This window comes from Mesorhizobium sp. ES1-3 (assembly GCF_020164795.1).
In the GTDB taxonomy this organism is placed as follows: Bacteria; Pseudomonadota; Alphaproteobacteria; order Rhizobiales; family Rhizobiaceae; genus Mesorhizobium.
On record NZ_JAIUGW010000009.1, the window covers coordinates 39,258 to 59,311 of the forward strand.

The window sequence follows — 20,054 nt, forward strand, 5'->3', positions numbered from 1 at the left end:
GGTGCTTACTCAGCAGCGACTGCTCCTGGGGAGAACGATTTCAGCATACCACGATAGGGCTTGGCGAGCGGGTTCGCATAAGCACCGCGCTTCGATGTCGAGAGGCCAAGAGCCACCAGGGCCTCGGCTTGCTTCAAAGCGGCTCCGACGCCGTCAACGACAGGCAGACCGAACTCGCTCTGCAACCTGTGGGCAAGATCCGCCATGCCGGCGCAGCCAAGCACGATGGCCTCGGCGCGATCCTCCTCCACGGCCCGGGCGATCTCGTCGCGGAGCTTGCCAACCGCTCCTGAAGCCGGGTCCTCAAGTGCCAGTACCGGAATCTCGGCGGCCCGCACGCGCGCCCGAGCGGACATGCCGTAGCGTTGCACCAGCCCCTCGACCGGAACACGCGAGCGTTCGGTGGTGGTTACGACAGTGAACCGCTGGGCAATGAAGCAGGCCGTGCTGAGTGCTGCCTCGCAGATGCCGATGACGGGAATGGCGGCCATGGCTCTGGCGGCATCGAGGCCGGTGTCGTCGAAGCAGGCGATGATCGCGGCCTGCGCCCCGGCACGTTCGCCGGCGGCGATCTCCGTGAGCAGGCCGGGCACGGCCAGTGCCTCGTCATAATAACCCTCGATCGAGGCCGGTCCCATGGACGAGGTGACGGCGACGATTTCGGTCCAGGCACCGGCGACGCTGCGCGCGGCTGCCGCGATCGTCTCGGTCATGCTCGCCGTCGTGTTGGGATTTACCACCAGTATCTGCACTGTCACGCTCTGGTCCGGCGGCGGCCGACATAGAGGATGGCGCCTAGCGTCGCCAGGATCACTAGGAAGGAAAACACGGTGGTCACCGTGCCCAGCGCGTAGAGCACCGGCGTGGTGACATTGGTGGTCATGCCGTAGATCTCGAGCGGCAGAGTGTTGAAGGTTCCCGAGGTCATCAGTGTGCGGGCGAACTCATCATAGGATAGCGTGAAGCCGAACAGGCCGACGCCGATCAGGCTTGGCGCGATCATCGGCAGCACGACATGGGCGAAGGTCTGCCAGGATGAGGCGCCAAGGTCGCGCGCGGCTTCCTCATAGGCAGGCGAGAAGCGGTTGAAGACGGCGAACATGATGAGCACGCCAAACGGCAAGGTCCAGGTCAGATGCGCGCCGAAGGCCGACGTATACCAGGCCGGACGGAAGCCGACCTGCTGGAAGACGACGCCGATGCCCAGCGAAATGATGATCGAGGGTACGACGAGGCTGGCGACCGCCAAGTAGAACAAGGCGGTGGCACCGCGAAATTTCTGGCGGAAGGCCAGCCCGGCCAGCAGCGAGACGACGACGGTGACGATCATCACCATGAGGCCGAGAACCAGCGAGCGCCTGAAGCTGCCGCCGAAATCGCCGACCGCCTGGCGCTCGAACAGATTGGCGAACCAATGCAGCGACACGCCGTTGAGCGGGAAGGTGAGGCCGCCGGTCTCGCCCTGGAAGGAGAGGATCAGGATCGCCGACAGCGGCCCATAGAGGAACAGTACGAACAGCGCGAAGAACACCGCCAGCGCGTAGAATTCGAGGGTGCGTTTTTCGTGGCTCACGTCACAGTTCCCTCCGGATGTCGACGATGCGCAGGATGCCGGCGACCATCAGGAGCACGAGCACCAAAAGCACTACGGCGTTTGCGGCGGCCGCCGGATATTGCAGCAGCGACATCTGGTTCTTCATCATGAGCGCGACGGATGCGCTCTGGCCGCCCGACATCACCTGCACGGTGGAGAAATCGGCCATTACCAGCGTGACCACGAAGATGGTGCCGATCGCCATGCCGGGCTTGGCCAGCGGGATGATGACGTTCCACAACACTTGCCAGCCGGACGCGCCAGCATCCCGCGCGGCCTCGACCAGCGAGCGGTCGATGCGCATCAGCGTGTTGAAGATCGGCGTCACCATGAACAGCGTGTAGAGATGTACCATGGCCAACACGACCGCGAATTCAGAGTAGAGCAGCCATTCGATGGGTTTGGGCACCAGGCCCAGATGCACCAGGGTCGAATTGATCAGCCCGTTGCGGCCGAGCACCGGGATCCACGAGATCATGCGGATGATGTTGGAGGTCAGGAACGGCACGGTGCAGACCAGGAACAGCACCATCTGCATGGCCGTGGTGCGGATATGGAAGGCGAGGAAATAGGCAACCCAGAAGCCGATGAACAAGGTCAGCGCCCAGACGACAACAGCGAATTTGATGGTGTTGAGATAAGTTTTCCACGTGACCCACGAGCCCAGCACATCGGAATAGTTCGTGGTCAGGAAGTCCGGATACATGGAGGCGAAGTCGTAGTCCCAGAAGGACACGACGACGATCATGATGATGGGCAGGAGCAGGAACGAGCCGAGGATCAGCGCCAGAGGCGCCGACTGGAGATAGGGCGTGACGACGCCGATTGACAAGCGTCGTCGTCGGGCTGGTTTCGCGGCGGCGATTGCGGGGCGTTCGAGCGCGACTGTCATCAATGCTCTCGGTTCTTGGCGACGCGGCCTGAGCCGCTTTCCCTTCTCCCGCAAGGGGAGAAGGGGCAGAGGAGGTGCTTGTTGTTTCACTTACGCCGCGATGAACTCGTTCCAGCGCTTCACCATGTAGCGGTCCTCGTCCATGACCGAATTCCAGCAGGCGACCTTGCCCATGCGCTCTTCGAAGGAGCCGCCGTCGCGTACGGCGCCGGCCTTCTCCATGACGGTGCCGTCCGGCGCCTTGATCTCGCCCTTGGCCGGCTTGCCCTCGATCCAGTAGCCCCACTCGTCGTCGGACATGAACTTCTTGGCCGAGACCATGTTGGCCGAATAGTAGCCTTGGCGGTTGAGGTATCCGCCGACCCAGCCCGACGTGTACCAGTTGATGTATTCATAAGCCGCGTCGAGCTCGGCGCCCTTGAGATGGGCCGCGAGGCCAAGACCGCCGCCCCATGAGCGGTAGCCTTCCTTGAGCGGCTGGAAGCGGCAGGCGATGCCCTTGGAGCGCACGGCGGCGACGGCCGGCGACCACATCGACTGGATGACGACTTCGCCCGATGCCATCAGGTTGACGCTCTCGTCGAAGGATTTCCAGAAGGCGCGGAACTGGCCGGCTTGCTTGGCCTTGATCAGGAAGTCGATCGTCTTGTCGATCTCGTCCTTGGTCATGTTACCCTTGTCGGCATATTTGATGTTGCCGGTCGCTTCCATGATCATCGCCGCGTCCATGATGCCGATGGACGGGATGTTGAGGATCGCGGTCTTGCCCTTGAAGGCCGGGTCCATGATGTCGGCCCAGGTGGTGATGTCACGGCCGACGAGGTCGGGGCGGATGCCAAGCGTGTCGGCGTTGTAGATGGTCGGCACCATGGTGAACCAGTTGGTCGGTGCCTTGGCGAAGGTCTTGCTATCCTGCGCCTCGACGTAGCCAACGGTGTGCGGCGCGGTCCCCTGGGCAATCACGCTGTCGGGTGTGAGCTTGCCGGTTTTGAACAGCGGCACCAGTTCGTCGTAATATTTCAGCTTGCTGACATCCATCGGCTGCAGCACGCCGGTGGGGAATACCTTCTTGCATATCCAGTATTCGATGTCGGCGATATCGTAACTGTCTGGCTGCGTCACGGCGCGCTGGGCGGCGGCGTCGGAATCGGTTGCCGTCATCTCCAGGGTGATGCCGAGATCGGCCTTGCACCTGTCGGCGATGGCGTTGAGATTCGACACGCCGGTGCCGAACTGGCGCAGCGTGATGTTGGACTGCGCCCAGATGGTCGGAAAGCCCGTTATGACGCCCGAGCCGGCGGCAAAGCCGACGGCGGCGGCACCTGTCTTGAGCAGCGAGCGGCGCGAAATGCCTGTCTTGGTTTTCGATGTGTTTGTCATGCGTATTCCCCTGTCTTGTTTTGCTTCGTTGAATTCATGAATGAAGATGGCCGAGGATGATCGCATCCTGCGAATCCCAGGCGAGCGGAACGGCGTCGCCAATGGCGACGGGCCGGGCGAAGAAGTCGGAATCGTCGACAATCACGGTGAAGTCGTCTATGCCGGCGCCGGTGACCGACAGTTTCACCGTGGCGCCGCGGTATTCGATGTTGGAGACAATGCCGGTGAAGCCGAGGCCGGGCGCGGGCGCGTCGCCAATGCGCACATGGTCCGTACGGATGGCGATGTCGATCGGCGCACCCGGCTCCCGGCCCTGCCCGCGGGCGGCGAGCGAGCCGCCGCCAACGACGTCGAAGACGACCATGCCATCACGTGCGCCGGTGACCCGGCCGGAGATGACATTGTGGTCACCCATGAAGCGCGCGACGAAGGCCGTGGCCGGCCGTTCGAACACCTCGCGCGGAGGTGCCGCCTGTTCGATGCGGCCGTCATTCATCACCACGATCAGGTCCGCCAAGGCCATGGCCTCCTCCTGGCTGTGGGTGACGTGGACGAAGGTGATGCCGAGCGAAGCCTGCAGTTTTTTCAGTTCGGCGCGCATGCGGATCTTCAGGAACGGGTCGAGCGCCGACAGCGGCTCGTCAAGCAGCAGCGCTTCCGGATCGGTGATCAGCGCTCGCGCCAGCGCCACGCGCTGCTGCTGGCCGCCGGAAAGCTGCGCGTGCCGGCGCGTCGCATAGGCTTCCATCTGCATCAGCTTCAGCATGTCGAGCGCCTTGGCGCGGCGCTGCTCCTTGTCGACGCCCTTCATCTTCAGGCTGAAGGCGACATTGTCGATGAGGTCGAGATGCGGGAACAGCGCATAGGACTGGAACATCATTGCCGTGCCGCGTTTGGCCGGCGGCAGGTCGGTGACGACGGTGTTGCCGAGGCGAACGTCACCGGACGAGATGCTTTCGTGACCAGCGATCATGCGCAACGTCGAGGTCTTGCCGCAGCCGGAGGGGCCGAGCAGGCAGCAATAGGTGCCTGCCGGTATCTTCAGGCTGATGTCCTCGACGGCGGTCGTCGTTCCATAGACTTTCGAAACGGACACGATGTCGATCTCTGCTGCTTTGGACATTCAGGCTTCCCCGTTTGGTCGCACTAAACAAAGCATCAGGCGTGCCAATCCGGGGATGACCGGCCAAGCGCTTGAATTGTCTGAAAGATCAGGATTCTTGTCGCTGCCCGTCTCCGAGGCTGCTTTGTGCGTTGCACAAATTATGGGCTATTGAGCGCAATTTGCACAAAAATCGTATGCAATCTTTTTCGACTTCGTGTTCACTTTGCCTCTCGTGAACAGACGACGAGTCGCGCTAGAAGAGGGCGGGAACCTCATCGCCATGAACATCACCGATCAGATCCATTCCGCCGCCGATAGCGCCAATCAGGATCGCGCCCAGGCGATCCGCGACAATCTGCGCGACGCCATTGTCGACCGGAGGCTTGCGCCGGGCACCAAGCTCTCGGAAGGCGAGGTCGGCACGCTGTTCGACGTGTCTCGCACCGTCGCGCGCGCGGCGCTGCAGATGCTGTCCTTCGAAGGGCTGGTGCGCACCGAGCGCAATCGCGGTGCCTTCGTCGCCAATCCATCACCCGAGGAAGCGCGCCAGGTGTTCGCCTCGCGCCGGCTGATCGAGCCGGGCATTGCCACTGCCGCCTGCGAACGGGTCACAGCAGCCGACATTGTCGCCTTCAGGGCGCAACTCGACGAGGAGGGCCGCTTCATCGCCGAGCGCGGTCCGACGGCGCGGCGTTCTGAAATCAAGGCGTCCGGCGATTTCCATCTGCTGCTCGCTTCGGTCGCGGGCAATGCCATCCTGCAGCGCTTCATGGAGGAACTGGTTGCGCGCTCCTCGCTTGTCATTGCACTTTACGGACGGTCCGGCGTGTCGGCCTGCGGCCACGGTGAGCACACGGCTATCGTCGGTGCGCTGGAGAGCCGCGATTCCGGGCTGGTGAGCCGCTTGATGCTGCACCATATCGACCACATCGAGGCGGATCTCGATCTGCGCGTCAGGGCAGGTCCGGCGCTCCGCGAGGCTCTCAATTTCTGACGGCTAGTTTTCGTCTTCCGTGGGCAGGGGGGCTGTCTGTCCGGCTGCCTTGCGGCGCAGCATCTTGGCGAGCTTCCAGATCGTCGGGTTGTTCTTGACCAAGGCCTTCAGCCCCGCGCCCTGGCGAAGTACCTGTGCCAGCCCACGGCCCTTGAGCGTCAGCGGGACCAGGACGTCGAAATGCTGCGTTTCGATATCGCACCATAGCCGCTTGTAGGCTTCGTCTCCGACGGAGAAATCATAAACCGCGAACCCGCTCTGGCAGGCATTCTGGATGTTGTCGAAGAACAGGAAGTCGCCCGGGCTGGTGTTGGCGAGATCGTCCTCGGCGATCGCTCCGAACTCGCAGATCAGGCGGCTGCCCGAGCGGCTCGATCCGGTGACGGCGCGCAGCTTGCCGGCGACCTCCAGCCCGTGCAGCACGAAGCAAGGCTTGTCCTCGGCGACTGCTTGCGTGAACAGCCCTCGGAAGAAGGCGCGTGTCCGGCCGTCACCGAAGACGTTGGCAATGCCCATCTTGCGGAAGCGCTGTTCCTTCATCTCGAAGAACGCATCGAGCAGCCTCTCCACCTCGTCGGCGCTACGCGCCTCGATGCGCCGGTGGCTGCCGACGGCATCGAACTTGCGCGTCTGCGAACGATGCTTCTTGCGTTTGCGCTTGCCGCTGGCACGCAGCAGCAGCGCATCGAACCCGCCGCTGAGGTCGACGGCCAGCGAAAGATTGGGACTGGCGAAATGATCAAGCGATGCCAGCGGATTGGCGATGCCGTCGAGATGGGGCAGCAATCTTTCCAGCGCGATGAGATCGATATCGGGCCGGGATCTGGCGATCGCCGCGAGCATCGACCGGATGGCTGTGAGGTCGCCGCTGGCAAGCCGCTGCGGTTCGGCGGCGCAGAAATTTCCATTGGCGTGGCGGCCGCCCATGAACTGGGCGACCCGGAACGGGCCGCGCCTGACCACCTCCAACGCCAGTGCGAAGGCCGGCTTGCCCTCCAGTTCAAGTGTGGCAATGAGCAGATCGGGCTTGACCTCGGCGGCCCAGTTCAAGATCCATGCCGCACTTTGCGCCGGCGCACAGAGCGCCGAACTGCAGAACGCCGCATATGCCGCGAGCCCTTCGGCGGCGGCAACGGAAACCGACAGCCCCGCGGCATTCCCAGGCAGTGCGCGTGGCGAAGCCTCCGCGAGCCGCTTGCCATCAAATGACGCGGTTGCGTCAACCATACCTCAATCCTTAGGGCGTACTGATCCCGATTTGGGGGGCGCTCGGGCGTATTCCGTGCTTGGATAACCTAGGCGCAAAAGGTGAATGAATGATCGACGGTGGGGAGGCAATCCGGAAACTGGCGCTCAACGTCGCCCGCTATACCGGCCTCGCACCGCTGGCCAGGCCCTTTGTCGGCGGCATCGGCGCCATCCTGATGCTGCACCGTGTGACGGCGACACCTGAAAAGCCCGACAGCGTCAACCGGCACCTCAACATCGCGCCCAGTTTCCTCGATGCCGTGATCGTCGACATGAGAGCGGACGGTTATGCCTTCGTCTCGATGGACGAAGCCGTGGAGCGCATCAAGGCAGGTGGCAAGGGCGGCCGGTTCGCCACCATCACCGCCGACGATGCCTATCGCGACAACATGACGGAGGCTCTGCCGGTGCTGGAGAAGCATGGCGCGCCGCTCACCATCTATGTCGCTCCCGGGCTGATCGATGGTACCGCCCACCTTTGGTGGGATGTGGTCGAGGACATCGTCAATGCCTGCGATCAGCTGACCCTGGCGGCATCGAGCGGCCCGACGGTGATCGATTGCGCGACCCCCACAAGGAAACATCAGGCCATCGCCCGCCTGCACGCCTATTTCACCACCGAGGTCCGCGAGCAAGACCTGCGGACCGTGCTGCGCGATCTGGCCGCTTCGAACGGCGTCGACGCGGACGCACCGCGTCTGCGCACGCTCATGAACTGGGATGAGATCCGCACCGTCGCCGCGCACCCGCTGGTGACGATAGGCGCCCATACCATCAATCACAGCAATCTGAAGCGGCTTTCCGAGGCCGATGCGCGGCGCGAGATCGGCGCCGTCAAGGACATGCTACGGACCGGGCTAGGCGAGGAGCCGCGCCATTTCGCCTATCCCTATGGTTACGCCAGCGCCGTTGGCTGCCGCGAAGTGGGCTTTGCGCGCGACGCCGGCTATGCCTCCGCGGTGACCACCCGCCACGGCGTGCTGCGCGCCGAACATGCCGGCTTCCTGCATGCCTTGCCGCGCATTTCGGTCAATGGCCGCTACCAGAGCCTCGCCCATATCCGCACCATGCTGTCGGGCGTGACGACGCCACTCGCCAATGCCGGCAAGATGCTCGTCACCGTCTGACGTACGGCTGACGGGGCGTTTCAGCGCTTGGCCCGTGGCTCCAGCATCAGCCACTTGATGATGCCCATCGCCGGCAGCACCCAGAGCAGACCGCTAAGCAGGAAGAACAGGAATTGCACCAGCGCGCCCGATTCCGACAACCGGGCGACCGCGAAGATCGAAGCGACCAGCGCGTAGATGATGACCAGCGCCAACAGCAGGAACATTCCGATCAGCTTTTTCAGGCGAATGGGCATGGTACGGTCTCGTTGATGGCTACCGCTTAGGCCGAACGCGGGACGCGCGCAACCCACGACATCGGGCGCGACGGCGTGCCGCGCTGCCCGGTCTTGCCAGCAGGAGTGCGATGGTTCACCAATCCGCGACATTCAACCCGTCGGGATATATTCATGGCCGTCATCACTGCCGCCGCGCCCTATCAGGCCCGCGACCGCGATCTGCACAACCGGGCCCTCGTGCGCGGCTGGCTGTACGTCGTGCTCCTGGTGCTGTTCGCGCTGGTGCTGGTTGGCGGCGCCACGCGGTTGACCGAATCCGGCCTGTCGATCACCCAATGGCAGCCGATCCATGGCGTCATCCCGCCGCTCAACGACGCCGAGTGGCAGGAGGAATTCCAGCGCTATCAGCAGATCCCGCAATACACCGAGCTCAACAAGGGCATGAGCGTCGAGGCGTTCAAGTCGATCTTCTGGTGGGAATGGGCGCATCGCCTGCTGGCGCGCAGCGTCGGCCTGGTCTTTGCCTTGCCGCTGCTGGTCTTCTGGGCGACGCGCCGCATCGAGCGCGGCCTTGGGCCGAAACTGGTCGGCATTCTGCTTCTCGGCGGCCTGCAGGGCGTCATCGGCTGGTGGATGGTGGCCTCCGGCCTGGTCGACCGCGTGTCGGTGAGCCAGTACAGGCTCGCCACGCACCTCACGCTGGCGGCACTGATTTTCACCGCAACCATGGTCGTCGCGCGCGGGCTGGCGCCGCATTCCGAACCCGCGGCCGATCGCTCGACGCAGAGATTGGCCGGCTTCATCGTGCTTCTGGCGCTGATCCAGATCTATCTCGGCGGTCTGGTCGCCGGTCTCGACGCCGGCATGAGCTACAACACCTGGCCGCTGATGGACGGTAGGATCATCCCCGGCGATCTGCTCATCCTCGAGCCGGCGTGGCGCAACTTCTTCGAGAACCCGAAAACGGTGCAGTTCGTCCATCGACTTGGCGCCTACACGGTCTTCGCCGTCGCGCTCTGGCACATGATCGCCACGCGTCGGCGGCTGCCCGGCTCGACGCATGCGCGACGCGCGACGCTGTTGTTCGTTCTGGTATTGGTGCAGGCCTCGATCGGCATCGGTACGCTGCTGATGCAGGTGCCCCTGCATATGGCGCTGACCCATCAGGCGTTTGCGCTTGTCGTGCTGGGCTTTGCCGCCGCGCATTGGCGCGGCACCAAGGGCGCCTATCCCTTGCCCAACGAGGTTGCCGTCGGACGCTGAGTGCGGCCGATCACATCCAGAATTCGTTCGACTGCGTCGTCTTCTCGCCATCGAATTCAGCCTGACGCAAAGCGGCGGCGGATGGCGCCGACTGGCTCTGAGCGGCCTTGGCAGCCTTGTCGGCGTCCGCGGCTCTCAATGCGTCGAGCTTGGCCTGGGCGGTGGCGATATCTTGCCGCACCTGGGCTGCCTTGATCTCATCCGTGATCGCCTTGGCCTGGTCTTCCAGGTCCTGAATCTGCTTTTCGAGCGCGGCCTCCTGGGCTGCATTGCTCGAGGAACCGGACGAGGAATATTGGGTTGCCTGAGAGGAACCCGAGATCGCGCCGACCATGACAAATCCTTGAGGAGGGAGACAGGACACGGTCTGTAGCCGATCATGGTGAACAAGCCGTTACTTCAGCTCTTCCCCGGGATCACAAACGCGCCCGCACTTCCCAGATCGCCGCGGCAATCGACAGCTCGCGGTTCTCCTCGACCGCATTGTCGTCCTCATGGTGCCAGGCCGCGGACAGGCAACCATAGGCGATGGCATGGTCCAGTATCGCTGCCGGTGATTGTCCCAGCGCCCGGGCAAAGACCTCGGCCATATGCGCGATCCGCTCCGGGGCGAGGCAAAGTGCGTCGCGATCGAGCGGGTTGTAGAACATGTTGGCGGCGTCGAAGCCGGGATCACCAAGCACGCCTTTCGGATCGATCACCAGCCAGCCGCGCGGTCCCCCGCAGGATGTTTTCGTGATGCAGGTCGCCATGCAGCGGCCTGATGTCATGCGGATTGGCCAGCAATCGATCCGCGATGGCGCCGGCCTCGACATAGAGGCTGTCATCGCCGATGCCGCGATCGGTTGCGGCCTTCTTGAAAAGGCTGGCGAACCGCTCCCTGAGCGGCTGAAGCTCGGGCGGGTAGGGGTGCTCGGATGGCGAAAACAATTTCGCCATCACATCCGCCGCGATGGCGGTCGCTGCATCGTCGCCTTGCTCGTCGAGAACCTGCGACAGAAGTGTGTCCCCGCCATATTCGAGTAGCATGGAATGCCCCTCGCGGCCGAGAAGCCGCACCGCGCCTTCGCCGCGTCGCCAGGCAAGGAAATGCTCGCCGCGCAACTCGTCGGCAACGTCGTCGAACGGCTTCAGCGCCTTCACGATCGCCGGTGAGCCGTCCTCGAGCCGCACCTTCCAGATGCGGCTCGAAAAGGTCTCGGCAATGAGTTCGGGTTCGCTGACCCTCCAGCGCGCTGGGAAGGCTGGCGCGTCCATCACAGACCGAGCATCAGGTCCATGTTCTGGACGGCTGCACCCGAGGCGCCCTTGCCGAGATTGTCGTAGACCGCCAGCAGCAGCGCCTGGGCTCTGCTGTCATTGGCGAAGACATAGACCTTCATGCGGTTGGTGCCGTTGTAGATCTCCGGATCGATGTCCGGCACACGCTCCAGATGCGCGTAAGGCGCCACCTCGACCACACCGCCCTCGATCGCAGCGAAATGGTCCGCAATGGCGGCGTGAAGTTCGGCACCAGTCGGTACGCGGTCGAGGCCAGCGAGTTGCAACGGCACGACCGTGATCATGCCTTGCGCGAAATTGCCCACCGCCGGCTGCATGATCGGATCATGCGACAACTTCGCATAGGCCTTCAATTCCGGCACGTGCTTGTGCTGCAGGGTCAGGCCATAGGGCAGGAACTCCGAGGCGTCCTCGCCCTTGGCGACGTAGTCCTCGATCATCGGGCGCCCGCCGCCCGAATACCCCGTAATGCCGTTGACCGCGATCGGGAAATTGGCCGGCAGCAGGCCTGCAGTGACCAGTGGCCTGAGCGTCGCGATCGGCCCCTGTGGCCAGCAGCCGGGATTGGCGACGCGCTTGGCCGTGGCGATCTTCTTCGCCTGCTCCTTGTCCAGTTCGGCGAAGCCATATTCCCAGCCTTCGGCCACGCGATGCGCGGTCGACGCATCGATGACCTTGGTGGTGTCGTTGGTGATCAGCGAGACGCTTTCCTTGGCTGCATCGTCGGGCAAGCACAGGATCGCGATATCGGCGGCGTTGAGGAATTCGGCGCGCGCGGCCGTTTCCTTGCGGCGCTCGACCGGAATGGAAATGATCTCCAGATCGCCGCGCTCGGCAAGCAGCGCCCGGATCTGGAGACCGGTGGTGCCGTGTTCGCCGTCGATGAAGATTTTCGGTTTCATTGCCTGATCAAATTCCCTGATATCTTAACACTATATGCCGTTGCCCTGATTGACCGCGGCGCCATTGTGGTTGCCGTTGTTCAGCTCCTCGAGCCGCGCCTTTCGTTCAGCCAGCAGGCCGAGATACTGCATGGCCACCATCGAACCGGCGATCGCTGTTATATCGGCGTGATCATAGGCCGGCGCAACCTCCACGACATCGGCGCCGACAATATCGACCTGATTGAGCTGACGCAGCGTCGACAGGATCTTCGCCGAGGATGGGCCGCCCGAAACCGGCGTGCCGGTTCCCGGTGCATAGGCCGGATCGAGGCAGTCGATGTCGAAGGTCAGATAGGTCTTCTTGCCGCCTGTGCGATCGACGATGGCATAGGCGATGTCGGAGGCGCGCATTTCCTCGATTTCATGACCATGCAGGATCTTGATGCCGAACGTGTCGGGCGCATGGGTGCGAATGCCGATCTGGATCGAGCGGTCGGGATCGATGATGCCTTCCTTGACCGCGCGACCGACGAAGGACCCATGGTCGATGCGCTTGCCGTCATCGGGCCATGTGTCCTGGTGGGCGTCGAACTGCACCAAGGCGAGCGGCCCGTGGATGGCGGCATGCGCCTTGAGCAGCGGCCAGGTGACGAAATGGTCGCCGCCGAGCGTCAGCAGGAAGGCGCCCGATCTCAGGATCTTGGCCGCTTCGCGCTCGATCGTGCCTGGCGTCTTCTGATGGTTGCCCGAGTCGAGCAGGCAGTCGCCGTAATCGACCACGGCGAGGTGCTCGAACAGATCGCGCGAGAACGGGTATTGCGGGTCGTTATCGAGGATCGCGGAGGCGCGGCGGATCGCCTGCGGTCCAAACCGGGCGCCCGGCCGGTTGGTGACGGCGGCGTCGAAGGGAATGCCCCACACCACCGCATCCGCGCCCTTCACGTCCTTGGTGTATTTGCGCCGCATGAAAGACAGCGCGCCGGAATAGGTCGGCTCAAGGGCGCCACCCGTTTTGGAGCGGGCGGTGAAGGCATGGTCGATGTTCTTGGTCGCCATTACTGGTCCTCGTTTTCATCGGGGTGCAACAACTACAGAACCGGCATGGAAGATGCCAGTCACGGCCTGGGGAGACGAAACGGCGCCGCCCGGGTGCCGCGGCAAGACAGGATTTGTATCATCATGACGCAGACCGCGTTTCTTAATCCGTCGGATGCCGTGGTGTCGACCCACGCCGGCACGATCGCCGGCGATCGCTTCCAGGTTCTCGATTCGTGGCGCGGCATCTGCGCGTTGCTGGTGGCGCTGTTTCATTTTCCGACCGCCTCGGCGATCTCGCAGAGCAGCTTTATCGGTTCGGCCTATCTTTTCGTCGACTTCTTCTTCGTCCTTTCCGGCTTCGTCATCGCCTCCAGCTATGCCAATCGGCTGGGCCGACCGGGAGAGGTCGCCCGCTTTGCGCTGGTCCGTTTCGGCCGCATCTACCCGTTGCATCTGGTCATGCTTGCCGCCCTTGCCGCCTTCGAGCTGTTGCGGCTGGTGCTGCCGCAATTGCATGGCACCGGGGCTGCTCCCTTCACCGGCGGCTTCGACGTCGAGAGCTTGGCTGCCAATCTCCTTTTGCTGCAAGGTGTCGGCTTCGAGGATCGGTTGACGTGGAACGCGCCAAGCTGGAGCATTTCGGCTGAGTTTTTTGCCTATCTCCTGTTTGCCGGCGTGGTCTTCATCGCCGGCGCGCGCGCCTGGATATGGTTTGTCGCCGCCGCCGTCACCGCGCCGCTGTTCCTGCTCGGCTTCTCCATGCGTCATATGGATGTGTCCTACGATTTCGGCTTCATCCGCTGCCTCTACGGCTTCTCGCTCGGCGCCCTGTTGGCCTGGTTTCAGCATGATTCCATTGCAGGGGCGCGACAGGTTCTGCTCGCAAACGGCCCGCGGATGAGCTGGACTCTTGCCGAAATCGTCATGGTGGCCGTCATCGGTCTTTTTGTCTCGCTGGCGGGCGACAACGACGCCGGCATTGCCGCGCCCCTGGTGTTCGTCCTGGCGCTGTTCCTCTTCGCCCATGAAGGCGGCTGGATCAGCGCGTTGCTCAGGACACCGTTCATGCTGACGCTCGGCGCGTTGTCCTATTCGATCTACATGGTCCACATCTTCGTCCAGGTGCGCCTGATCAATGTCGCCGGGCTCGTCGAGCGCAAACTCGGCCTCGGCTTGATTGGCGACATCGTACTGCGTGGCGATCCCGCCACCGGCTTTGGCGCCGGCTGGACGGGGACTGTGGCGATCGTCGTCATGCTCGCCGCCACCATCGCCGTGTCTTGGGCCACATGGCGCCTGGTCGAAATGCCGGCAATGGCGTGGTTCCGCCGACTATCGAAGCGCATCTGACCGACATAGCCGGCCAACCGCTAATGCATGTCGGCCAAAGGTGACCTCGGTTTGGAGTGCGCCCCTAGGGGTGCCTGAATCCGTTTCGACGCGACGCGCTTTAGCCGGCTTCGTTCACCTGGATGTCACTGATGTCGCCTATCCCCGGCTCGATCCGGCAAGGAGCGATTCTCGATGCGGACGATCTGGCTGAGCCTTCTGCTTTCCACCGCGCTGGCGGCCGCCTCCGGCCAGGCCTTGGCCGGCGAAACACGCGCCAGCCAGATCCTCGACCGTTTCGAACATGCCAACCAGTGGCGCGACCATGTCATGGTGGCTGCCCATCGCGCCGGCAGCATGCAGGCCGGCAAGACGCTCTATGCGGAAAATTCACTGGCCGCCGTGGAAGGCTCGATCGCGATCGGCGCCGAAATCGTCGAGGTCGACATCCGGCGCTCGAAGGACGGCGCGTTCATCGTCATGCATGACAGTTGGCTCGACCGCACGACCACCTGCAAGGGCGAGGTCGTCAGTTACACGCTGGCCGAGCTGAAGAGATGCCGGCTGGTGATCGAGGACACCCATGCCGTCACCAACGAGCCTGTCTCGACGTTGCGCGAGATGCTGATGACGACAAGGGACAGAATCCTCATCAATCTCGACAACAAACTCGAAGTCGGCGACCTCCCGGGCATGATCGCGGTGGCGCGCGACCTCGGTATGGCCGAGCAAGTCATCGTCAAGGAAAACCTGTGGAACCAGAACAGGATCACCACGGTGAAAGCCGCCATGGCCGCGGCAGGCGGTGGCTTCCAGTTCATGCCGATCATCGCCGATGACGCGGTGCATGATGCCGGCTTCGCCTCGATAGTCGACCACGCCTTCGCGCCGCGCGCGATCGAGCTGATCAACTGGCGGGCTGGCGCCGAGACACTGACCGAAACCGGCGGGCCGCTGTTCAGCACCCGCATGCGCGCCGAGGCGGTGAAGGGCGACTGGCATATCTGGGCGGACACCTATGCCATCGTCAACAAGCCGGGCGGCTTCCTCGCCGGCGGCCGTGGCGACGAACTGGCGGTCCAGGCCAGCCTGCCGCGCGAAGCCTGGGGTTTCTGGGCCGATCGCGGCGCCACCATCATCCAGACCGACGAACCTAAGGCGGCGATCGACTGGCTGGCGGCAAACGGCTATCGCGTGCCTTATGCCGACGAGAAGCGGCCGACAGAACCGGCGCATACAGCCAGCATCAATTAGGAGTGGCGGCAGAGGCTGCCGATCTCCTCTCTCGTGAGAGTTGCCCGGTAGGGCGCTGTCCCAAAAGCAAAGGCCGCCCGGAGGCGGCCTTTGATATTGGAGTTCGAAACGCTTAGCGCTTCGAGAACTGGAAGGAGCGACGGGCCTTGGCCTTGCCGTACTTCTTGCGCTCGACGACGCGGCTGTCGCGGGTCAGGAAGCCACCCTTCTTGAGCACGGCGCGCAGCGCCGGCTCGTAGTAGGTCAGCGCCTTGGAGATGCCGTGACGCACGGCACCGGCCTGGCCGGAGAGGCCGCCGCCGACGACCGTGGCGACGATGTCGTACTGGCCCGAACGGTTGGAGGCGATAATCGGCTGGTTGAGGATCATCTGCAGGACCGGACGCGCGAAATAGGTCGCGAATTCCTTGTCGTTGACGATGATCTTGCCGGAACCCGGCTTCACCCAGACGCGCGCGATGGCGTTCTTGCGCTTGCCGGTGGCATAGGCGCGGCCCGACTTGTCGAGCTTCTGGACGTGGACGGGCGCCGCGGCCTGCGTGTTGGTGTTGCCGGTGGCGGCGCCCAGTTCTGCGAGCGAGGAAAGCTCAGCCATCTTATGCGACCTTCTTGTTCTTGGAATTCAGCTTGGCCACGTCGAGGACTTCTGGCTGCTGGGCGACATGCGGATGCTCTGCGCCTGCATAGACGCGCAGGTTCTTCATCTGGCGACGGCCGAGCGGACCACGCGGAACCATGCGCTCAACGGCCTTCTCGACGACACGCTCGGGGAAACGGCCCTCGAGCAGCTGGCGCGCGGTGCGCTCCTTGATGCCGCCGGGGTGGCCGGTGTGCCAGTAATAGACCTTGTCGGTGAATTTCTTGCCGGTGAACACCACCTTGTCGGCATTGATGACGATGACATTGTCGCCGTCGTCGACATGCGGGGTGAAGGTCGGCTTGTGCTTGCCGCGAAGATGATTGGCGATGACAGTGGCAAGACGGCCGACGACGAGACCCTCGGCGTCGATCAGGATCCACTTCTTCACCACATCCGCAGGCTTCTGCGAAAAGGTTGTCATGTTTTCTGCTCTCGGTTTTGACCTTCACGGGGAAGGCGTTTCTTGTTGCTTGAATTGGCTAAAGACACTTGACCCCTGCCAATAACAAAACGGCGGCCTTTGCGGGCCGCTGCTTCGTGAGGGCTTATAGGCGAGCGGAGTGACCACGTCAAGGCGGCGGGAAAGTCCCGCAGCGCAGAAAATGCTGTAGAAACAATACGTTGGTCTAAAGGTATTATTTTACCACATCGACAGAGCGCTGCGGCGGGATCGAATAGGTGCCCGTGGCATGCGCGATCGTGTGTCCATCCCGGCCGGCGACGATGTCGATGTCGAACACCATCAGGCTCTTTCCGAGCTTCAGGATCCGGCAATACCCGTCGATCGGCCCGGTTTCGGCCTTGCGCATGAAGTTGATGTTGAGGTTGGTGGTGACCGAGAGCGCATCCGGCCCGGCATGGCTGAGCACGCAGACATAGCCGCCGATGTCGGCCAGCGTGAACAGGGCAGGGCCCGACACTGTGCCGCCGGGACGCAAATGCCGCTCGTCGGCATTGAGCCGCACGATGCAGCCCCCAGGAAACACGTCGATCGCCTCATAGGCGGCCGAGTTCTCATTGAGTTGCGGAAAGACGGTCTCCATCAACACGTTGATCTGCGCTGCGGTCAGCACCGGCTTGAGGTTGGTCTGGGCGGGCATGTCGGTCTCTCGTTCTGCGCCAAGCCTGTATGGGCGCAGCCGGGTGTTTCTGGCAACATATACATCGCCCTGGCGCAAGCGATGGGTGTTGGACGAAACCCGATCCGATATTAGATACTCTGCCAGCGGAAACTCGGAGACCTAGCCATGGCCGAAATCCTTGCCATCAAGCCTGCTGCCGCCGACGAGGGTCCGGTTGCGACAAGGCTGGATAAGGGAGTGCTGCGCCTGACGCTCACCAATCCGCCCGCCAACGCCCTGTCGCTGGCAGTGATGGCGGCGCTGACGGCGGAACTCGACCGCGCCAAGGCCGACAAAGCCGTTCGCGTCATCGTGCTGTCAGCGGCCGGCAAGGTGTTTTGCGCCGGCCACGACCTCAAGGAAATGACCGCGCGGCGCGCCGACGCCGATCGCGGCAAGGCCTTCTTCGAAGAGACGTTTGCCGCTTGCGCCACGCTGATGCAGACGATCGTGCGCCATCCCCTGCCTGTCATCGCCGAGGTGGACGGCCTGGCGACTGCCGCCGGCCTGCAACTGGTCGCCAGTTGCGACCTTGCGATCGCCTCGCATGAGGCGACCTTCTGTACGCCGGGCGTCAACATCGGCCTGTTCTGTTCGACGCCGATGGTGGCGCTGTCGCGCAACGTCTCGCGCAAGCAGGCAATGGAGATGCTCTTGACCGGCGAGACGATCGACGCGGCAACGGCGAAGGAATTCGGCCTCGTCAACCGCGTCGTGCCGCGCGAGTACCTGAATCAGATTGTCACCAAATACGCGCAAACGATTGCTTCCAAATCCTCCTTGGTGGTGAAGACCGGCAAGGAGGCCTTTTACGCGCAGGCCGAGATGGGTTTGGCGGATGCCTATGCCTATGCCGGCCGCGTCATGGTCGAGAACATGCTGGCGCGAGACGCGGAAGAGGGCATTGGCGCCTTCATCGGCAAGCGCAAGCCGGAATGGACGGACGAATAGGACGAGGATCGTGGAACCCCGCATCTCCATCATCACCATCGCCACGGACGATCTGGATCGCGCCGTGCGTTTCTACGAGGCGATGGGTCTGAAGCGCCACGCGGGGATCACCGACGGTGTCGCCTTCTTCCAGATGGGCGGCGCCATCCTCGGTCTGTTCCCGCGCGCCAGCGCCGAGGAGGACTCGGGCATCACCTTCGCCAAGGCGCCTTCGGCCGTCTATCTCGCCTACAACACCCGCTCCGATGCCGAAGTCGACGAGGTGCTCGCCACGGCTGAAAAGGCCGGCGGAAGGATCGTCAAGCCGGCCGGCCGCGCCTTCTGGGGCGGCTGGTACGGCTATTTCGCCGATGCGGATGGGCATGTCTGGGAAGTCGCGCACAATCCGGCCTTCCCGATCGCGGACGACGGCACGATTTCGCTGCCTGATTGATGGCTTATCGCAAGCAGCTGACACGGCTCAAGGCACCGTATCTCAAGCGCATCCTGCTCGACCCCGAGCGCGTGGCGGACTGGGAAAAATATCCCTGGAACCTGCCGCTGTTTCGCGGCCACGAGTTCGAACTCGAATTCACCACGCCCATCACCATCATCGTCGGCGAGAACGGCACCGGTAAATCCACGCTGCTCGAGGCAATCGGCGCGCTGGCCGGCTATGACGAGGCCGGCGGCGGCAAGGGCTATCGACCGGTCGACCACTCCAGTGCCATCGACAAGAGTGGAGCGGCACTGGCGAACACATTCCGCGGCCACTGGTTGCCAAAAGTCACCGCTGGCTGGTTCTTTCGCGCCGAATCCTTCTACTCGGTGGCCCGCTACCTCGACCAGGCCGCGCAGGAGGACCCGTTCAAGCCACCGCCGCCCGATTTCCTGTCCTGGTCGCACGGCGAAGGCTTCATCCGCTTCTTCGAGGAGCGCTGCCGCAGGCAAGGCATCTATATTCTCGACGAGCCCGAAAGCGCGCTTTCACCGACGCGCCAGATCGAGCTGCTGAAGATGCTGCGGCGCATGGACCAATCGGGCACCGCCCAGGTGATCATGGCGACCCATTCGCCGCTGCTGATGGCCTGTCCCGGCGCGCAACTGTTCCGCATCAGCCGCTTCGGGCTCGAGCCCGCCGACTTTCGTGATACGGACCACTTCCGCATGCTGCGCGATTTCAGCAACGACCCGGATGGTTTTCTCGCCGAGGCGTTGTATGAGGACGAGGCATGAATCACGACAGCTACGACAATGCCTATATCGGCGGTATCCTCAATTCGGTGAAGACCATCGCCATGGTCGGCGCGTCGGCGAATGACGTCAGACCGAGCTATTTCGTGCTGAAATACCTGCTGGCCAAGGGGTTTTCGGTGTTTCCGATCAATCCCGGCCAGGCCGGCAAGGAAATCCTCGGCCGAATGACCTATGCCAGGCTGGCCAACATACCCGAGCCGATCGACATGGTCGACATTTTCCGCAATGCCGCGGCGGTTCCCGGTATCGTCGACGAAGTGTTGCAACTTGATCCGTTGCCGAAAGTCATCTGGATGCAGCTTGGCGTGCGTCATGACGAAGCGGCCGCACGCGCCGAGGCGGCGGGCATCAAGGTGGTGATGAACCGCTGCCCCAAGATCGAATATGGCAAGCTCTCCGGCGAGATCGGCTGGACCGGAGTCAATTCCGGGGTGCTGTCGTCCAAGAAGCCGCTGATGCGCCAAGGCTTTCAGAGTTTTGGCGTGCGTCAGAAATAGGC

At 63.2% G+C, this 20,054-nt stretch carries 22 protein-coding genes and 1 pseudogene; 9 read left to right on the top strand and 14 right to left on the bottom strand.

Annotation, left to right across the window (positions count from 1 at the left end):
• Window positions 1–5 precede the first annotated feature (5 nt).
• From LB536_RS14545 to LB536_RS14565, 5 genes are all read right to left on the bottom strand, one after another.
• The gene (locus LB536_RS14545) at window positions 6–752 is read right to left on the bottom strand and encodes an aspartate/glutamate racemase family protein (RefSeq protein ID WP_181182841.1); all 747 of its coding nucleotides are present in this window, start codon (window positions 750–752) and stop codon (window positions 6–8) included.
• 2 nt (window positions 753–754) lie between these two features.
• On the bottom strand, window positions 755–1,573 hold the full coding sequence (locus LB536_RS14550; RefSeq protein WP_224593628.1) for an ABC transporter permease: 819 nt from the start codon (window positions 1,571–1,573) through the stop codon (window positions 755–757).
• A gap of 1 nt (window position 1,574) precedes the next feature.
• Window positions 1,575–2,486, bottom strand: a complete 912-nt coding sequence (locus LB536_RS14555) for an ABC transporter permease (RefSeq protein WP_140809195.1) — start codon at window positions 2,484–2,486, stop codon at window positions 1,575–1,577.
• A 90-nt stretch (window positions 2,487–2,576) separates the two neighbouring features.
• Window positions 2,577–3,866, bottom strand: coding sequence for a PotD/PotF family extracellular solute-binding protein (locus tag LB536_RS14560; protein ID WP_140809197.1), 1,290 nt, complete (start codon window positions 3,864–3,866; stop codon window positions 2,577–2,579).
• Window positions 3,867–3,900: 34 nt separating this feature from the next.
• The gene (locus tag LB536_RS14565; RefSeq protein WP_224593631.1) at window positions 3,901–4,989 is read right to left on the bottom strand and encodes an ABC transporter ATP-binding protein; all 1,089 of its coding nucleotides are present in this window, start codon (window positions 4,987–4,989) and stop codon (window positions 3,901–3,903) included.
• Between the two features lie 262 nt (window positions 4,990–5,251).
• Between LB536_RS14565 and LB536_RS14570 the strand changes: the two genes are divergently transcribed.
• Window positions 5,252–5,965, top strand: a complete 714-nt coding sequence (locus LB536_RS14570) for a GntR family transcriptional regulator (protein ID WP_140809201.1) — start codon at window positions 5,252–5,254, stop codon at window positions 5,963–5,965.
• Between the two features lie 3 nt (window positions 5,966–5,968).
• Here the strand turns inward: LB536_RS14570 and LB536_RS14575 are convergent, their stop codons facing one another.
• Window positions 5,969–7,192 (bottom strand): GNAT family N-acetyltransferase, encoded by a 1,224-nt coding sequence (locus LB536_RS14575; protein WP_224593634.1) that lies wholly within the window; start codon window positions 7,190–7,192, stop codon window positions 5,969–5,971.
• Window positions 7,193–7,281: 89 nt separating this feature from the next.
• Between LB536_RS14575 and LB536_RS14580 the strand changes: the two genes are divergently transcribed.
• Window positions 7,282–8,340: a polysaccharide deacetylase family protein gene (locus LB536_RS14580; RefSeq protein ID WP_224593637.1), complete on the top strand. Its 1,059-nt coding sequence runs from the start codon at window positions 7,282–7,284 to the stop codon at window positions 8,338–8,340.
• 20 nt (window positions 8,341–8,360) lie between these two features.
• On the opposite strand, the gene LB536_RS14585 is transcribed toward LB536_RS14580, so the two are convergent.
• The gene (locus LB536_RS14585; protein ID WP_027143610.1) at window positions 8,361–8,576 is read right to left on the bottom strand and encodes a DUF2842 domain-containing protein; all 216 of its coding nucleotides are present in this window, start codon (window positions 8,574–8,576) and stop codon (window positions 8,361–8,363) included.
• A 153-nt stretch (window positions 8,577–8,729) separates the two neighbouring features.
• On the opposite strand from LB536_RS14585, the gene LB536_RS14590 reads away from it, so the two are divergent.
• Complete coding sequence (locus tag LB536_RS14590) at window positions 8,730–9,821, top strand: COX15/CtaA family protein (protein ID WP_224593640.1); 1,092 nt, start codon at window positions 8,730–8,732, stop codon at window positions 9,819–9,821.
• 10 nt (window positions 9,822–9,831) lie between these two features.
• Here LB536_RS14590 and LB536_RS14595 read toward each other — a convergent pair whose 3' ends face one another.
• The 4 genes and pseudogenes from LB536_RS14595 to speB all read right to left on the bottom strand — a co-directional run bounded on the left by LB536_RS14595 (window position 9,832) and on the right by speB (window position 13,042).
• Entirely contained in the window at window positions 9,832–10,155 is a 324-nt protein-coding gene (locus LB536_RS14595) for a hypothetical protein (protein WP_224593643.1), read from the bottom strand.
• 82 nt (window positions 10,156–10,237) lie between these two features.
• Window positions 10,238–11,081: pseudogene (locus tag LB536_RS14600) on the bottom strand (aminoglycoside phosphotransferase family protein).
• Window positions 11,078–12,004, bottom strand: coding sequence for an N-acetyl-gamma-glutamyl-phosphate reductase (argC, locus tag LB536_RS14605; protein WP_224593646.1), 927 nt, complete (start codon window positions 12,002–12,004; stop codon window positions 11,078–11,080). The pseudogene LB536_RS14600 and the gene argC overlap by 4 nt, the downstream one beginning before the upstream one ends.
• Before the next feature lie 30 nt (window positions 12,005–12,034).
• Window positions 12,035–13,042, bottom strand: coding sequence for an agmatinase (gene speB / locus LB536_RS14610; RefSeq protein ID WP_224593649.1), 1,008 nt, complete (start codon window positions 13,040–13,042; stop codon window positions 12,035–12,037).
• A gap of 123 nt (window positions 13,043–13,165) precedes the next feature.
• Here speB and LB536_RS14615 point away from each other — a divergent pair, with 123 nt between their 5' ends.
• Together LB536_RS14615 and LB536_RS14620 are read left to right on the top strand one after the other, a co-directional pair.
• On the top strand, window positions 13,166–14,374 hold the full coding sequence (locus LB536_RS14615; protein WP_224593652.1) for an acyltransferase family protein: 1,209 nt from the start codon (window positions 13,166–13,168) through the stop codon (window positions 14,372–14,374).
• 174 nt (window positions 14,375–14,548) lie between these two features.
• Window positions 14,549–15,607, top strand: a complete 1,059-nt coding sequence (locus tag LB536_RS14620) for a glycerophosphodiester phosphodiesterase family protein (protein ID WP_224593656.1) — start codon at window positions 14,549–14,551, stop codon at window positions 15,605–15,607.
• A 112-nt stretch (window positions 15,608–15,719) separates the two neighbouring features.
• Here the strand turns inward: LB536_RS14620 and rpsI are convergent, their stop codons facing one another.
• The 3 genes from rpsI to LB536_RS14635 all read right to left on the bottom strand — a co-directional run bounded on the left by rpsI (window position 15,720) and on the right by LB536_RS14635 (window position 17,347).
• A complete protein-coding gene (gene rpsI, locus LB536_RS14625) occupies window positions 15,720–16,202 on the bottom strand; it encodes a 30S ribosomal protein S9 (RefSeq protein WP_140809218.1) in 483 nt (160 codons plus the stop codon).
• A gap of 1 nt (window position 16,203) precedes the next feature.
• The gene (rplM, locus tag LB536_RS14630) at window positions 16,204–16,668 is read right to left on the bottom strand and encodes a 50S ribosomal protein L13 (protein ID WP_010915638.1); all 465 of its coding nucleotides are present in this window, start codon (window positions 16,666–16,668) and stop codon (window positions 16,204–16,206) included.
• Window positions 16,669–16,882: 214 nt separating this feature from the next.
• Entirely contained in the window at window positions 16,883–17,347 is a 465-nt protein-coding gene (locus LB536_RS14635; protein WP_224593658.1) for a PaaI family thioesterase, read from the bottom strand.
• Window positions 17,348–17,494: 147 nt separating this feature from the next.
• Here LB536_RS14635 and LB536_RS14640 point away from each other — a divergent pair, with 147 nt between their 5' ends.
• Genes LB536_RS14640 through LB536_RS14655 form a run of 4 tightly spaced genes read left to right on the top strand, consistent with a single transcriptional unit; the run spans window position 17,495 to window position 20,052 of the window.
• Window positions 17,495–18,319, top strand: a complete 825-nt coding sequence (locus LB536_RS14640; RefSeq protein WP_224593660.1) for an enoyl-CoA hydratase — start codon at window positions 17,495–17,497, stop codon at window positions 18,317–18,319.
• Between the two features lie 10 nt (window positions 18,320–18,329).
• Window positions 18,330–18,752: a VOC family protein gene (locus LB536_RS14645; RefSeq protein ID WP_224593663.1), complete on the top strand. Its 423-nt coding sequence runs from the start codon at window positions 18,330–18,332 to the stop codon at window positions 18,750–18,752.
• The gene (locus LB536_RS14650; RefSeq protein WP_224593665.1) at window positions 18,752–19,534 is read left to right on the top strand and encodes an AAA family ATPase; all 783 of its coding nucleotides are present in this window, start codon (window positions 18,752–18,754) and stop codon (window positions 19,532–19,534) included. The genes LB536_RS14645 and LB536_RS14650 overlap by 1 nt, the downstream gene beginning before the upstream one ends.
• Window positions 19,531–20,052 carry a CoA-binding protein gene (locus tag LB536_RS14655; protein ID WP_140755302.1) on the top strand — a complete coding sequence of 174 codons (522 nt, stop codon included), beginning with the start codon at window positions 19,531–19,533 and terminating at the stop codon, window positions 20,050–20,052. The genes LB536_RS14650 and LB536_RS14655 overlap by 4 nt, the downstream gene beginning before the upstream one ends.
• Window positions 20,053–20,054: the final 2 nt, after the last annotated feature.

What these genes read in the sequence shown, in the direction of transcription:
- LB536_RS14555 (WP_140809195.1), bottom strand. Translation starts at nt 2,486, where the DNA reads ATGACAGTCGCGCTCGAACGCCCCGCAATCGCCGCCGCGAAACCAGCC.
- LB536_RS14560 (WP_140809197.1), bottom strand. Translation starts at nt 3,866, where the DNA reads ATGACAAACACATCGAAAACCAAGACAGGCATTTCGCGCCGCTCGCTG.
- LB536_RS14565 (WP_224593631.1), bottom strand. Translation starts at nt 4,989, where the DNA reads ATGTCCAAAGCAGCAGAGATCGACATCGTGTCCGTTTCGAAAGTCTAT.
- LB536_RS14570 (WP_140809201.1), top strand. Translation starts at nt 5,252, where the DNA reads ATGAACATCACCGATCAGATCCATTCCGCCGCCGATAGCGCCAATCAG.
- LB536_RS14575 (WP_224593634.1), bottom strand. Translation starts at nt 7,192, where the DNA reads ATGGTTGACGCAACCGCGTCATTTGATGGCAAGCGGCTCGCGGAGGCT.
- LB536_RS14580 (WP_224593637.1), top strand. Translation starts at nt 7,282, where the DNA reads ATGATCGACGGTGGGGAGGCAATCCGGAAACTGGCGCTCAACGTCGCC.
- LB536_RS14585 (WP_027143610.1), bottom strand. Translation starts at nt 8,576, where the DNA reads ATGCCCATTCGCCTGAAAAAGCTGATCGGAATGTTCCTGCTGTTGGCG.
- LB536_RS14590 (WP_224593640.1), top strand. Translation starts at nt 8,730, where the DNA reads ATGGCCGTCATCACTGCCGCCGCGCCCTATCAGGCCCGCGACCGCGAT.
- LB536_RS14595 (WP_224593643.1), bottom strand. Translation starts at nt 10,155, where the DNA reads ATGGTCGGCGCGATCTCGGGTTCCTCTCAGGCAACCCAATATTCCTCG.
- argC (WP_224593646.1), bottom strand. Translation starts at nt 12,004, where the DNA reads ATGAAACCGAAAATCTTCATCGACGGCGAACACGGCACCACCGGTCTC.
- speB (WP_224593649.1), bottom strand. Translation starts at nt 13,042, where the DNA reads ATGGCGACCAAGAACATCGACCATGCCTTCACCGCCCGCTCCAAAACG.
- LB536_RS14615 (WP_224593652.1), top strand. Translation starts at nt 13,166, where the DNA reads ATGACGCAGACCGCGTTTCTTAATCCGTCGGATGCCGTGGTGTCGACC.
- LB536_RS14620 (WP_224593656.1), top strand. Translation starts at nt 14,549, where the DNA reads ATGCGGACGATCTGGCTGAGCCTTCTGCTTTCCACCGCGCTGGCGGCC.
- rpsI (WP_140809218.1), bottom strand. Translation starts at nt 16,202, where the DNA reads ATGGCTGAGCTTTCCTCGCTCGCAGAACTGGGCGCCGCCACCGGCAAC.
- rplM (WP_010915638.1), bottom strand. Translation starts at nt 16,668, where the DNA reads ATGACAACCTTTTCGCAGAAGCCTGCGGATGTGGTGAAGAAGTGGATC.
- LB536_RS14635 (WP_224593658.1), bottom strand. Translation starts at nt 17,347, where the DNA reads ATGCCCGCCCAGACCAACCTCAAGCCGGTGCTGACCGCAGCGCAGATC.
- LB536_RS14640 (WP_224593660.1), top strand. Translation starts at nt 17,495, where the DNA reads ATGGCCGAAATCCTTGCCATCAAGCCTGCTGCCGCCGACGAGGGTCCG.
- LB536_RS14650 (WP_224593665.1), top strand. Translation starts at nt 18,752, where the DNA reads ATGGCTTATCGCAAGCAGCTGACACGGCTCAAGGCACCGTATCTCAAG.
- LB536_RS14655 (WP_140755302.1), top strand. Translation starts at nt 19,531, where the DNA reads ATGAATCACGACAGCTACGACAATGCCTATATCGGCGGTATCCTCAAT.